Annotated in this window: 13 protein-coding genes and 1 pseudogene; 8 read left to right on the top strand and 6 right to left on the bottom strand. The window is 62.4% G+C overall.

Going from position 1 to position 12565, the window contains the following annotated elements; all coding sequences use genetic code 11:
- Positions 1-32: 32 nt before the first annotated feature.
- The gene (locus PQR53_RS12930; protein ID WP_408453955.1) at positions 33-923 is read right to left on the bottom strand and encodes a LysR substrate-binding domain-containing protein; all 891 of its coding nucleotides are present in this window, start codon (positions 921-923) and stop codon (positions 33-35) included.
- A gap of 197 nt (positions 924-1120) precedes the next feature.
- Here PQR53_RS12930 and PQR53_RS12925 point away from each other — a divergent pair, with 197 nt between their 5' ends.
- From PQR53_RS12925 to PQR53_RS12905, 5 genes are read left to right on the top strand one after another with little or no spacing between them, the layout of a single operon-like run.
- Positions 1121-1792 carry an aspartate/glutamate racemase family protein gene (locus PQR53_RS12925; RefSeq protein ID WP_408453952.1) on the top strand — a complete coding sequence of 224 codons (672 nt, stop codon included), beginning with the start codon at positions 1121-1123 and terminating at the stop codon, positions 1790-1792.
- Complete coding sequence (cuyB, locus tag PQR53_RS12920; RefSeq protein WP_408453949.1) at positions 1789-2538, top strand: cysteate racemase; 750 nt, start codon at positions 1789-1791, stop codon at positions 2536-2538. The genes PQR53_RS12925 and cuyB overlap by 4 nt, the downstream gene beginning before the upstream one ends.
- A complete protein-coding gene (gene hydA, locus PQR53_RS12915; protein WP_408453946.1) occupies positions 2531-4003 on the top strand; it encodes a dihydropyrimidinase in 1473 nt (490 codons plus the stop codon). Before cuyB ends, hydA begins: the two co-directional genes overlap by 8 nt.
- Before the next feature lie 39 nt (positions 4004-4042).
- Entirely contained in the window at positions 4043-4990 is a 948-nt protein-coding gene (locus PQR53_RS12910; protein ID WP_408453943.1) for an N-carbamoyl-D-amino-acid hydrolase, read from the top strand.
- 53 nt (positions 4991-5043) lie between these two features.
- Positions 5044-6318, top strand: a complete 1275-nt coding sequence (locus PQR53_RS12905) for an MFS transporter (RefSeq protein WP_408453941.1) — start codon at positions 5044-5046, stop codon at positions 6316-6318.
- 126 nt (positions 6319-6444) lie between these two features.
- Here the strand turns inward: PQR53_RS12905 and PQR53_RS12900 are convergent, their stop codons facing one another.
- Both PQR53_RS12900 and PQR53_RS12895 read right to left on the bottom strand, forming a co-directional pair.
- Positions 6445-6993, bottom strand: coding sequence for a hypothetical protein (locus PQR53_RS12900; RefSeq protein WP_408453939.1), 549 nt, complete (start codon positions 6991-6993; stop codon positions 6445-6447).
- Between the two features lie 11 nt (positions 6994-7004).
- Positions 7005-7553: pseudogene (locus tag PQR53_RS12895) on the bottom strand (AMP-binding protein); the annotation flags it as partial.
- A 20-nt stretch (positions 7554-7573) separates the two neighbouring features.
- On the opposite strand from PQR53_RS12895, the gene PQR53_RS12890 reads away from it, so the two are divergent.
- A complete protein-coding gene (locus tag PQR53_RS12890) occupies positions 7574-7783 on the top strand; it encodes a LysR family transcriptional regulator (protein WP_507022019.1) in 210 nt (69 codons plus the stop codon).
- A gap of 30 nt (positions 7784-7813) precedes the next feature.
- Here the strand turns inward: PQR53_RS12890 and PQR53_RS12885 are convergent, their stop codons facing one another.
- Positions 7814-8215: a hypothetical protein gene (locus tag PQR53_RS12885; RefSeq protein WP_408453936.1), complete on the bottom strand. Its 402-nt coding sequence runs from the start codon at positions 8213-8215 to the stop codon at positions 7814-7816.
- A gap of 278 nt (positions 8216-8493) precedes the next feature.
- Between PQR53_RS12885 and PQR53_RS12880 the strand changes: the two genes are divergently transcribed.
- Positions 8494-9648, top strand: coding sequence for an MBL fold metallo-hydrolase (locus PQR53_RS12880; RefSeq protein WP_408454308.1), 1155 nt, complete (start codon positions 8494-8496; stop codon positions 9646-9648).
- 18 nt (positions 9649-9666) lie between these two features.
- Here the strand turns inward: PQR53_RS12880 and PQR53_RS12875 are convergent, their stop codons facing one another.
- On the bottom strand, positions 9667-10557 hold the full coding sequence (locus PQR53_RS12875) for a LysR family transcriptional regulator (protein WP_408453934.1): 891 nt from the start codon (positions 10555-10557) through the stop codon (positions 9667-9669).
- A 92-nt stretch (positions 10558-10649) separates the two neighbouring features.
- On the opposite strand from PQR53_RS12875, the gene PQR53_RS12870 reads away from it, so the two are divergent.
- Positions 10650-10889, top strand: coding sequence for a hypothetical protein (locus PQR53_RS12870; protein WP_408453931.1), 240 nt, complete (start codon positions 10650-10652; stop codon positions 10887-10889).
- Positions 10890-10920: 31 nt separating this feature from the next.
- Here PQR53_RS12870 and PQR53_RS12865 read toward each other — a convergent pair whose 3' ends face one another.
- A complete protein-coding gene (locus tag PQR53_RS12865; protein WP_408453929.1) occupies positions 10921-12339 on the bottom strand; it encodes an MFS transporter in 1419 nt (472 codons plus the stop codon).
- Positions 12340-12565: the final 226 nt, after the last annotated feature.

Raw genomic sequence — 12565 nt, 5'->3', positions numbered from 1 at the left:
GCGGTACTGCGCCGCCTGGACCGGAACCTCGCTCAGCGATTCCCGGGCACTTCTTCGAGCACTTTGCGCAGCACCTCCAGGAAAACTTTTGCCTGATGCGACAACGGCTCCGAGATGGAATACACCGCCTGCACCTTGAGCGCTATTTCGGGGCGCAAGGGCCGCACGTCGATACGCTCGCGCCGCGTGGCGTCGAGGCACAGCGGATCGACCAGCGCAACGCCGACACCCTCTTCCACCAGCGAACACGCGCTCATGGCAGAGCGCACTTCGACAGTGGGCCGCGGCCGGATTTCACTACCGAATGCGCTACCGACTACGCGTCCGAGCGGGGTCTCGTGGCCGTAGTCGATCCACGGCCGGCCTTTGAGATCGCGCAGACGCACCGTCTTGCTATCGGGCAGCCAGCCACGCGGACTCACACACACGAGTGGCACCGTCACCAACGGTTCCGTTGCGAGATTCGGATGCGCGACCTCGAACATCGACACGCCCACATAATTTTTTCCGAACATCACCCGCGGCACGAGGTTGTTATGGGTAAGCGGTTCGAAATGCACTGGCAACTCGGGATATTGCCGATTGAATAGCGCGATCGCACGCGGCACCAGATGCACGCCGAGGCTCGGACTGCAGACCACGTTCAGTTTGCCGCTGCGGCCCTCCACCAACGCTCGCACGAGGTCGTCAACGCGTTGTACCCCGGCATAAGCCGCCTCCACTTCCTCGAAGATCTGTTTCGCCTCCGGTGTCGGATAAAGACGCCCACGTGCGCGCTCGAATAACAGCAAGCCGAGCCGCTCCTCGGTCACCGACAAGACCCGGCTCACTGACGGCTGCGCGACGAACAGCATGCGCGCGGCCTCGCTGACCGAGCCGGTAATCATGATGGCGCGAAACACTTCGATCTGGCGCAGGCTCATGCTCAGCCTGCTCTGCGGGGACTCTTCAACTGGCATGTCTTCCTTGGGGACGGTTGTCGCCACAATGATGGCGTGGCATCTGAACGCGCTGGGTATGCATTGCGTCTATACCCTGCCAATTTTGGACTATTTCACGTCCGGATGGGCGATTGATACGGTTCGGGTATCGACATGGATATCACACGGGAAGGTTTCTCTTGTCACAGCCGATCTGCGTCATCAATCCGAATTCGCTTCAGAACGTAACGGCGAGCATTGCGCGGGCCGTCGAGCCACTCGTCCACGGCGGCCCCGGCTCGCTGCAATGTGTCACGCTGGATGCGGCGCCACCGGGCATCGTGTCGCAGCGCGATGCCGACCGCGCCGCGCCGCTCGTCTCGGCGTTCATCGAACAGCATGAAGCCCGCTTCAGCGCGTTCGTTCTCGCCTGCTATAGCGATCCGGGCCTTTTCGCGGCGCGTGAGGTCACCCGCAAGCCGGTGATCGGCATCGGCCAGGCCGGCCTCGCCACGGCGTCGCTGCTCGGCGAGAGGATCGGCGTGATCGCGATTAGCGCGGCCGGCATCGCCCGCCATTGGCGCTACTACCGCGCGCTCGGCCTCGAACGGAAGATCGCGGGCGAACGCTCGATCGACCTGTCCGTCGCGGAATCGGGCGATGAAACGCTCGCCCTCGAGCGCATGAACGAGACGGCGCGGATGCTGCGCGATGTGGACGGCGCCGATGTGATCGTGCTCGGCTGCGCGGGCATGGCCGCGTTGCGCGCCAAAATCGAAGCCGCTGCGGGCCTGCCCGTGGTCGACCCGTGTACGGCGGCGGTGAGCTTCGCGATCGCCCGGGTACGGGACACCGCTCAGGTGCGCGCATGAATCACACCGCATCCGCGTTGCCGACGCTCGGCGTACTGGGGGGCATGGGTCCGCTGGCAACGGTCGACTTCATGCACAAGGTGATCGACGCCACGCCGGCCCGTCACGATCAGGACCATATCCCCGTAATTGTCCATAGCGTTCCGCAGATACCCGATCGCAGCACCGCGTTTCTGACGGGCTCCGACGCGCCCTGGGACTACCTGCTTGCCGGGTTGCGTGTGCTGGAAAACGCGGGGGCCGATGCCATCGCGATTCCATGCAATACCGCCCATCTGTGGCATGGCCGGCTCGCGGCAGCGACGCGCGTGCCCGTGCTGCATATCGGCCACGCGGCCTGCGACGCCATTGGCCGCCGCGCCGATTCGGTGCGCCGCGTCGGCTTGCTCGCCACCTCGGCCACCTTGCAGGCGCGTATCTATCACAGCGAACTCGAGCGCGCCGGCATTGAAGTCGTCATGCCTGGCGCGAGCCGTCAGGAGACGCAGGTGATGGCCGGTATTCATGCGGTCAAAGCCGGCCAGCTTGAACAGGGCCGCCTGCTGCTGCGCAGCGCGGCCGAAGCGCTCGCCGACAGCCCGGTCGACGCCCTGCTGCTGGCCTGCACTGAAATCCCCGTTGCGCTCGCCGGCCAGAGCTTCGGCGTGCCCGTTCTCGACGCGACGGACATGCTGGCGCGCGAATGCGTCGCCTGGTGGCAACGCGCGCTAGCCCACTCACCTTCAATCACTCCCGCACATGAATGATTTTGATTTGACGATACGCGGCGGCACGGTCGCCAGCGACGTGGATACTTTCCGGGCCGATATCGGCATAGTCGGCGATCGCATCGTCGCGGTGGAAAACGACCTGCCCGCCGGCCGGCGCGACATCGACGCGGCCGGCTGCTACGTCCTGCCAGGCGGCATCGACTCGCACTGCCATGTCGAACAACGCTCCGGCATGGGCCGCATGGGCGCGGACGACTGGTACACGGCCAGCGTTTGCGCCGCCTTCGGTGGCACAACCACGATCGTGCCGTTCGCCGCCCAGCATCGCGGCATGGCGCTCGCTCAGGTGGCCGCGGACTATGCCCAGCTCGCCCGCGAAAAATCGGTGATCGACTACAGCTATCACATGATCCTGTCCGAGACGGATTCGCAAACACTGAATACGGATCTGCCGGAACTGATCCGCTCGGGCATCACGTCGTTCAAGGTCTACATGACTTACGAGCAGTTGAAAATCGACGACTACCAGATGCTCGACGTGCTCGCGGTGGCCGCGCGCGAACGCGCGCTCGTAATGGTGCATGCGGAGAACAACGACGTCATCAAATGGGTATCGCAACGCTTGCTGGAGCGGGGCTATACCGCCCCGAAGTTTCACGGCGCGAGCCATGTGCAGCTTGCGGAATCGGAAGCCACGCATCGCGTGATCCAGTTGTCGCGCCTGTTCGATGTGCCGATTCTGATCGTGCACGTGTCCGCGCGCGAGGCGCTCGCCACCATCCAGGCCGCGCAGAAGATGGGCGCGCAGGTGTATGGCGAGACCTGTCCGCACTATCTGGTGCTCACCGAAGACGACATGGACCTGCCCGGCACCGAGGGCGCCAAATATTGCTGCAGCCCGCCCCTGCGAGATGCCGACGCGCAGCAAGCGCTCTGGGAAGCGTTAAAACAGGGCACCTTGCAGACTCTCTCGTCGGATCACGCGCCGTATCGCTACGACGCCAGCGGCAAATTGCCGAAAGGCGATGCGACCACCTTCAAGGAGATCGCCAACGGCATGCCCGGACTCGAAACGCGCTTGCCGCTGCTGTTTTCCGAAGGCGTCGGCAAGAAGCGGCTCACGCTGCCCGAATTCGTCGCGCTCAGTGCGACCAATCACGCGCGCATGTATGGGCTATTCCCGCGCAAGGGACTGCTGCAGCCGGGCGCCGACGCCGACGTCGCGATCTGGAACCCGCTGCGTGAAGTCACGCTGAGCGCCGCCACGCTGCACGACAACGTCGGCTATACGCCATACGAAGGCATGCGCGTGACCGGCTGGCCGGAGACGGTGGTCAGTGCCGGACGCGTGATCGTCGAACGCGGCGAGCTACATGCCGAGCGCGGCAGCGGACGCTTCATCCCGCGCACGACGCCGATGCCCTGCGCGACCGAACGCGAGCTCACGCCCTCGACCCGCTTTTTCCGCTCGCTCAGCTACGGCGCACACGAGCAGAAGTAAACACCGCCCATCCCCATTCATTTTCAGCAAGAGGTACTCATGAGCCATGCTCGCAAACTCGGTCTCGCCGTCGCACAAATGGGACCGGTCCATCTGGCCGACAGTCGCGCCGCTGTCGTCGCGCGCCTCGTCGATATGCTGCGCGAAGCGAAAAGCCGCAACGCCGACCTGGTTGTGTTCCCCGAAATGGCGCTCACCACGTTCTTCCCGCGTTACTGGATGAGCGAAGAAGAAGCCGTCGAACGTTTCTTCGAACGGTCCATGCCGAACGTTCATGTGCAACCGCTGTTCGACGCGGCACGCGAACTCGGCATCGGCTTCTATCTCGGCTATGCGGAAATCACGCCGGAGGGACGCCGCTTCAATACCGCGGTGCTGGTCGATAAGGCTGCGAATGTGGTCGGCAAATACCGGAAGATCCATTTGCCCGGCCACTCGGACCACAAGCCCGACGCGCCATTTCAGCATCTCGAGAAGAAGTTTTTCGAAGTGGGTGACCGGGGCATTCCCGTCTTCGAAGCATTCGGCACCAAGGTCGGCATGTGCCTGTGCAACGACCGCCGTTGGCCGGAAACCTGGCGCGTGATGTCGTTGCAGAGCGCCGAACTCGGCGTGCTCGGCTACAACACGCCGTCCTGGAACATTCATTGGAACGAGCCGCCTCACCTGCGTATGCACACGCATCTGATTTCCCTGCAAGCCAGCGCCTATCAGAACGCGATGTGGATCGGCGCCGCCGCGAAGTGCGGTGCGGAAGACGGCTTCCACATGATCGGCGGATCGGTGATCGTGGCGCCCTCAGGTGAGATCGTGGCGCAGAGCGCAAGCGAAAGCGATGAAGTGATCTTCGCGAACGTGGACCTCGCATTGGGTGACACGTTCCGCGAACACGTCTTCAACTTTGCCAAACACCGCCGGCCGGAACACTACGGCCTGATCGTCGAACGCACCGGCGCCGGCGCGCCGCTGCCCTACAACAAGGACTGACGCGTCGCACATCGGACACGCGCCGGGCATCGCCACCTCAGGGGACCTCTATCATGACTCGCTATAAATCAGACGGCACAGCCGCCCTCGACTCGACCGACACGATCGCCACGGAACGCGAGTCGCTTTCGTCCGCCGACTCCCGACGCCCCGCACGCGCGCTCATCGCCGCGGTCTCCGGCTACGCGATGGACGGCTTCGATCTGCTGATCCTCGGCTTCATGCTCAGCCTCATCTCCACCGACCTCGGGCTGACGAGTTCGCAAGCCGGCTCGCTCGTCACGTGGACGCTGGTGGGCGGCGTGCTGGGTGGCATCGGCTTCGGCATTCTCAGCGATTATCTTGGCCGCGTACGGGTTCTGACCTATACGATTCTGATGTTCGCGCTCTTCACCGGTTTGTGCGCGCTTGCCACCAGCTACTGGGATCTTCTCGCCTATCGCTTCGCTGCCGGCGTGGGGCTGGGTGGCGAGTTCGGTATCGGCATGGCGCTTGCCATCGAAGCGTGGCCGGCTAACAAGCGCGGCCGCGTCTCGTCGTATGTCGGCATGGGCTGGCAAGCCGGCGTGCTGGCAGCGGCGGTCGTCACGCCGCTGTTGCTGCCGCATATCGGCTGGCGCGGCATGTTCGTGGTCGGCCTCTTTCCTGCCGTCGGCTCGTTCATCATCCGCAAGGCCATCGGCGAATCGGAACTGTTCGTGCGTAAGGCGGCCACGGTCAAGCGTGAGTTCCCGGTCAAGACACTGTTTCGCGATGCCACCGCCACGCGCCGCAGCATCGGCGTCATCATTCTGTGCTCGGTGCAGAACTTCGGTTACTACGCGATGATCGTCTGGATGCCTGCGTATCTGTCGAAGACGTTCGGCTACACGCTGGGAAAATCCGCTGTCTGGACCGGCTGTTCGATTGTCGGCATGTTGGTGGGCATCTGGATCTTCGGCCAGCTTGCGGATCGTGTCGGACGCAAACCGGCCTTTATCGGCTATCAGATCGGCGCGCTGGTCATGGTTCTGATTTATTCGACGCTCAGGTCGCCTGAGGCGCTGCTGGTCGGCGGCATTTTCATGGGGGTGTTCGTCAACGGCATGATGGGCGGTTATGGCGCGCTGATGGCCGAGTTGTACCCCACTCATGCCCGCAGCACCGCGCAAAACGTGCTGTGGAGCATCGGCCGGGCGGTTGGCGGTTTCGGGCCGCTCGCCATTGGTGCGCTGGCGGCACACTATTCGTTCGGTACGGCAATCGCGCTGCTCGCCGGTATCTACGTCATCGATATCGCGGCGACGCTGTTCCTGATTCCCGAGTTGCGCGGCGTGGAACTCGAATGAGCGATGGCTTGCGGGGCGGCATGGGTGAATGCGTGCGGGCGCGGTGGCCTGCAACTCCGCCAGGCCCCGCGAAGCTCAGCGGCCGGCTCTGTGCGCGCCATGTGACATGTGACATGGCTCCATGATCTAGATTGTAAAGAGATGTACGAGTGGAACAATGTTTCCGGAGCCATCTATCTTCCCGTCGGCCGTATACCTATGCCTTCTAACGGGGCCGGAAAGCCCCGTCTCCGCGGCTAGACTCGTTTGCGGTCCTGATGCAGGCGCGCCCTTCGACAATACCGGGTAGAGGTTCAGCGCACTTTCGTTAATGGTCAGTGCACCGCTCTTCGGAAAACTTAAATCCGCCACCTCTTCCTGCGCGAGCACCTTCGTGCCTTCAATATAAAAATAATGCGTTGGAAAAATAGATCCGCAGCCGAGCAATTTAAACATCCCTTTATCATAGGTCAGGAGGAGTTCGCACCATACCCACGGCACATGGTAGCGACAGCCAACCTCGTCGCTCACTCCGATGCCGTCAGTATGGGAGCCCGCTCTGAACTTGATCAGTGCATTTACGCAAACCACTTCATTCTTTGGCGTGGGAGGCAGCACGGTATTTGCGTGTCTCGCGCGCGTATTAACGAGGGAAATACTGCTGGCTTCTCCTGGATAAGAAAGTGGGTCACTCATTGACGATTTGGTCATGGAGGCCCACGCGTGAGTCTGATGCGACGTATAGGAGTTGAAATAGCCCTCGTAGACGATCTTTCCAGATTGGCAATCGCGTCCGCATGATCGGCGATGGAGAGGCGCGTGACACCCGAGGTCGACTCGCTCGCGCCGTAACCTTGCGACAGCACCGGCCCGATCCGCGCCCACGCTTCCTGAATACGCGCCGGCGCCATGGGCGCCGCACCGTAGCCGAGCATCTTCAGGCTCTGCAGATCGGCGGTGTCCAGTGCGGGATCGTTGAGAAGCATATTGATCATCGCGGGTACCATGAACACGTGCGTGATCCGTAGCCGCTCGATTTCCCGCAGAAAGTGAGCGGGCTCGAACGTGTCGAACAAGACGAGCGTGGCACCCGAATACAGGTACGGCCGCATCAGCATGCCGGACGCGTGGGTGACCGGACCGATCAACGCGAGCCGGTCGCCGGGTTTCGCAGGACAATCCATGCCCTGCAGAATCTTGCGCAGCGACGCGAGACGGTTACCGTAGGTCTGCATGGCTGCCTTGATCTTGCCGGTCGAGCCGGACGAAGCGAGATCTGGATTACCTGCTTGCGGTAGAAGAGCACGGCGGCTTCGGAAAGGCCGCGGAGGCGCTGGGCATGAGCCAGCCGGCGCTGACGAAAGCCATTCAGCGTGTCGAGGCGCAGACCGGCCTCGCGTTGTTCCAGCGCACGGCGAATGGGGTCGCGCCCACTCAGGCGGGTTCGCTATTCCTCGTGCGTGCCAGGAAGCCACTTTCGGTTTGACCCAAGGCGTAAAGCAAACCAGCAGATAAGTTATCCGAAAACCCGTGCCCAAGCCGCCCGAAGGCGCCGCGCACGGTCTTCGAAGAGATATGAGCCGGCCAGCGTCAAAAGCGCAGAAATAGCGCCCGTCAAAATGTGCTCGACGTAGGGAATGCCGTAGTGACTCACGTGCGCGTAGGCATCGCCTATTGCTGTCAGGCAGCCGACGATCAGCGCATTGCCGTATCGATGCGAGTAGAGTTTCGCCGCAGGCGTGAAGGTCAGCAAGACCGCGAGGAGCCCCGTGAGCAGACCTGTGTGGAATGCAATCGTCCAGTGGGCAAGGCTCATCACATTGCCCCAACTTCCCGGCATGCAGGTCATGCATGCACTGGTCGGCTGCCAGAAACGCTGGATAAACAGCCTGAATCTGCGCTTCCACTCGGTGGACATGATGTATTCCCGTCAATGCCGTTTTTCGCGGCCGGCGCCATTGTGGGTACCGTTAGCGTGCCTTCCACGCCTTTGACCGACTTGCCAGCCTGGTCGTGAATGGCTCGAATCCGCGCGCCGTCGAGATCGGCCCGCAACCGCTCCCTGGCCGTGCATGTTGCCCAAGACGCAAACGACCTGTCGATTCTAGCAGCGCGCGCTGCGCTTTTTCAGCCGGTCTACACTGTGGCCTTTGCAACCTCATGCAACGGAAGCTCAGTCACTTCGTCCCATTCACGATGCCCTCTCCATTACGCCTGCCTGTGCTTTATGCCGTCTTCGCACTCTGCGCCGCAACGGCAACCTGTGCCGCCGGCGCGCAAGAATCCGATCCGTCGCCCGAGCGCCTCTCCGCCAGCGGCATCCATCATGCGCCACATACGGATAACGGTTTCGAAAACGACGATGGTCCACTCGCGCGGGGCTCGGTCTGGAAGTGGCGCTGGAACCGTCTCATTCATCATCTGCCGCCGCCACCCGAAAACGGCTACGCGTTTCCCGTGGATCATCCGGACGTCGAATGGATCAAGGCGAACCGCAGCGAGAATACGATGACGTGGATCGGCCACGCTAGCGCGTTGCTGCAGATCGACGGCGTGAACATCCTGACCGATCCGGTGTTTTCCGAACGTGCATCGCCGTTCTCCTTCATCGGGCCGAAGCGGCGCGTGCCACCCGGTTTGACGCTCGCCGAATTGCCGCATATCGACATCGTGCTGATCTCACACAGCCACTACGATCACCTCGACGCGGCAAGCGTGCAGGCATTGAACGGTCAAGCGGGCGGGCCGCCGCTCTTTCTCGTGCCGCTCGGCATCAAGGAATGGCTCGCGCAGAAAGGCATCACCCATGCGCAGGAACTGGACTGGGGCGACCGGACGCAAGCGTCGGGGCTCGACTTCTGGTTCGTGCCCGCGACGCATTGGTCCGCACGCAGTCTCACCGACCGCAACGAGACGCTATGGGGCGGCTGGGTCCTGAAGACACCGTCGCGCGCAGCGCATCCGTTCTCGCTGTATTTCGCGGGCGACACCGGCTATTCGGACGACGCGAAGCGGATCGGCGCGGCGTTCGGCTGCTTCGATCTCGCGCTGATCCCGATCGGCGCATATGCGCCGCGCTGGTTCATGGCCCCACAGCACGTCGACCCGCAACAGGCCGTGCAGATTTTCCAGGACGTGCATGCGAAAAAAGCCATCGGCATTCACTGGGGAACGTTCGAACTCGCCGACGAGCCGCTCGACGAACCGCCGAAAAAACTGGCCGTAGCCGCACGTGAAGCCGGCCTGCCCGACGACGCGTTCACGGTGCTGCATCACGGTCAGATGATCCGGCTCGACAATCCGGGCAACCCTGTGAATTCACCCGGCACGCACGACGCATGCGCGCAATAGCCGTGCGCTAACCATGCGTTAATCCTGCACGGATAGCGCGCCTTTCATCGCCGAGCGCACGAACGACACAAAGCGCGTCGTAACCGGATTTACGCACACGGACGGCCATGCGAGGCCCACGCGCCACTTCGCCTCTTTGCCGGGCAGCCTGAGTACCGTCGCATCACGCAGCAAATGCTGCGCACGCGAAGGGATGAACGCGACGCCCACTCCCGCGACGACTGACGCGAGGACGGACTGCACGTCTTCAGCGTATTGCGTCACGTTCGGGACAAAGCGGCGTTCGAGGCACCACCGGTCAATCTGTGCAGCGAGCCCGGGGCCGCGCATGCGCTGCAACGCGACGAAGCCGATTTCATTGAGAACGCCGAGATCAGCCGGGAGCCGCGCGTATCCCAGGTGGGGCGGCAATGCCAGTGCAAGCGCTTCGTCGAGCATACGGAACGACGAAAGGCCCTCCGTGGCCGGCAAGCGCATGAAGCCGGCATCCAGCTTGCCCGCCAGCAGGCGGCGCGTTTGCTCGGCGGACGAAAGGTCGCATAACGTGACAGCGACCTCGGGATGCTGCAGGCGGAAATCGGCGACAATCCGCGGCACGACCGTCAGCACGGACAGACATATACCGAGGCGCAAATGACCACGCCGGCCGCTGCTTGCCTCTCGCGCACGCAGCAGGATCTCATCCGCGTCGCGGACGAGCGCCTGCGCATCGGGCAGGAAACTCTCGCCGAACAGGGTGAGTTCCGCGCCGTGCCGCCCTCTTTCGAACAACTTGCCACCCAGGCTTGCCTCCAACGCGCCGACCTGCTTGCTGAGCGCCGGCTGGCTCATGTGCGGTGCATCCGCCGCGCGACTGAAATGGCGCAGTTCGACAACGGTCAGAAACGTCTTCAGCAGTTTCAGTTCCATTCCACGAAGTTATCGGATTGGTCAAAACATTCATTTTACTAATTGATAGGCGAAGCGTTCAATAAGGGCATTCCTTCCCGGAGTTATCCATCATGTCCTTTCGAAGCCCGCTGAACCACCAGACGCAGGGTTCCCGTGAATCCGCCACCCCGCGCCAATACAACGCCGACGGCGAACCCGATACGGGCTCGGTCCCCAGTCCCGATCCGCGCAATGGCCACGCTCGTCGCCGCCGCTTCGGCGACGCGATAGCCGACATGCCTATTCGCCCAACAACAGGCGCGATCGCAGTGAGCTTCGCGATCGTCTCGCGCAAGCACTGGCCGCGTTGAGCCGTGCAGCGGCGCGGGCATGCATGCCCTCTCAGCCGTTCGAGCCCAAGGTGGGCCGCGACGCCGGCAGATCAGAACCGTCCGATTCTGACGCGTTCGTGGTCTCTCGTTGCCAAACTGCCGTGCCACGTTGAGTCCATGCAAGAAGCGATGCGAACAGAAAAATAAACACAAACACCGTCGACACCTCGAAAAACAATTTCGCTATGCCAAGATGCATTGCAAGCAGGATGCCACCTAGCAGCGACCCCACGACCGAGCCAAGTTTGCCGACGCCAATCGCAAAACCCACGCCTGCGGAGCGCAATGCGGTTGGATACACCATCCCTGACACGCCATACAGCGCAAACTGCGCACCGATCACACATACGCCGCTTGCAAACACGGCGGCATAGAGCAGCGCGGCAGGCATCGGCATACCGAGCGAAGCCGTAATCGGACACCCAAGCACCGCGAGCATTGCAATGACGGCAATGCCATATCGGTCAACGAAGCGGCTCAGGGCCAACGCACCGACCGTGCCGCCGACGGGAAACATCATCGCCAGCTGCGCCGCGCGTTCAGGCGCCACCACGCTCATGCTGAACAGAATCGGCAGCCAGTTCTGCAAAAAATGCAGTGCGAGCGAATTGAGAATGAACAGAATCCAAAGCAACGGTGTCACGACGCCGAGGCCGTTGCCGAATAGCGCGACCACGCTCGCCCGCTGTGCCGGCTTCTCGTCATCGAGAACATACGTCGCGTCATCGCTCACTACCACGCCGGCGCGCAGATGCCGTGCAAGTCGCGCGATGCGCTGCGGCGCACGTTGGTTGAGAACCAGAAAGCGAATCGACTCCGGCAACAGTGCGAACGATGCGAGCCCCACCGCGATCGCGCTGACCCCGCCCACCTGGAAGACGACGGGCCAGCCGAAATGCGGCAGCAGCCATGAGGCCACCACCCCGCCTCCGCCCGCGCCGACCGAGAAGCCCGAAAACATCAGCGTGATCCACGTCGCGCGCCGTGCCTTGGGCGCATACTCGGACACGAGCGCAACGGTGTTCGGCACGACCCCGCCCATTCCAATGCCCGCGAAAAAACGCAGCACGCTCAGCTGCTCCAGCGAGGTTGCATAGGCACACGCGTACGTCAACGCACCGAAGAACAGCGAGCCGTAGATGATCGCAGGGCGGCGGCCAAAACGGTCACCGATAAATCCCAGCAGCAATGAACCCACCAACACGCCGAACAGGCTGTATCCGAACACGTGTCCGAAGCTGGCGGCATTCGTATGCCACGCCTTGATCAGCGCAGGGGCCGAAAACGCGACGGCCACCTGATCGTAGCCATCGATCAGCACAATCAGAAAACACCACGCAATCAGTGCAAAAGCAAAACGGCCGGGCTTGTGATTCTCGATCAACTCAGAGATCGCGATGACCGCGCTTCCTCTATCCGCACGGTTCATCGGGAACCCCCACGCCATTCGACGTCAAGGCAAAGCAACGCGGTGCGATGTAATCCCCCGTTCGACATCCCTCCGTATAGGCCGCCACGACTGGCGCCAATCCGTCTGTCCCGATTCATGTTTGTCTCCTGCAAGGCTCATTTTTTTACGCGGGCCGCGTTATTCCCATCGTCATCCAGTGTAATGAATCGCTATCGTTGCGAGAATCATCAATAAGCGATGGACC

The sequence above is a fragment of the Paraburkholderia fungorum genome, assembly GCF_046027605.1.
Lineage (GTDB): Bacteria > Pseudomonadota > Gammaproteobacteria > Burkholderiales > Burkholderiaceae > Paraburkholderia > Paraburkholderia fungorum_F.
Note: the sequence above shows the minus strand (reverse complement) of the source record. Positions and strands in the feature narration are given on the sequence as shown.

Bases quoted from the DNA above. Each gene is read 5' to 3' on its own strand.
- hydA (WP_408453946.1), top strand. From the start codon at position 2,531: ATGAATGATTTTGATTTGACGATACGCGGCGGCACGGTCGCCAGCGAC.
- PQR53_RS12910 (WP_408453943.1), top strand. From the start codon at position 4,043: ATGAGCCATGCTCGCAAACTCGGTCTCGCCGTCGCACAAATGGGACCG.
- PQR53_RS12885 (WP_408453936.1), bottom strand. From the start codon at position 8,215: ATGTCCACCGAGTGGAAGCGCAGATTCAGGCTGTTTATCCAGCGTTTC.
- PQR53_RS12870 (WP_408453931.1), top strand. From the start codon at position 10,650: ATGTCCTTTCGAAGCCCGCTGAACCACCAGACGCAGGGTTCCCGTGAA.
- PQR53_RS12880 (WP_408454308.1), top strand. From the start codon at position 8,494: ATGCCCTCTCCATTACGCCTGCCTGTGCTTTATGCCGTCTTCGCACTC.
- PQR53_RS12875 (WP_408453934.1), bottom strand. From the start codon at position 10,557: ATGGAACTGAAACTGCTGAAGACGTTTCTGACCGTTGTCGAACTGCGC.
- PQR53_RS12905 (WP_408453941.1), top strand. From the start codon at position 5,044: ATGACTCGCTATAAATCAGACGGCACAGCCGCCCTCGACTCGACCGAC.
- PQR53_RS12865 (WP_408453929.1), bottom strand. From the start codon at position 12,339: ATGAACCGTGCGGATAGAGGAAGCGCGGTCATCGCGATCTCTGAGTTG.
- PQR53_RS12930 (WP_408453955.1), bottom strand. From the start codon at position 923: ATGAGCCTGCGCCAGATCGAAGTGTTTCGCGCCATCATGATTACCGGC.
- PQR53_RS12900 (WP_408453939.1), bottom strand. From the start codon at position 6,993: ATGAGTGACCCACTTTCTTATCCAGGAGAAGCCAGCAGTATTTCCCTC.
- cuyB (WP_408453949.1), top strand. From the start codon at position 1,789: ATGAATCACACCGCATCCGCGTTGCCGACGCTCGGCGTACTGGGGGGC.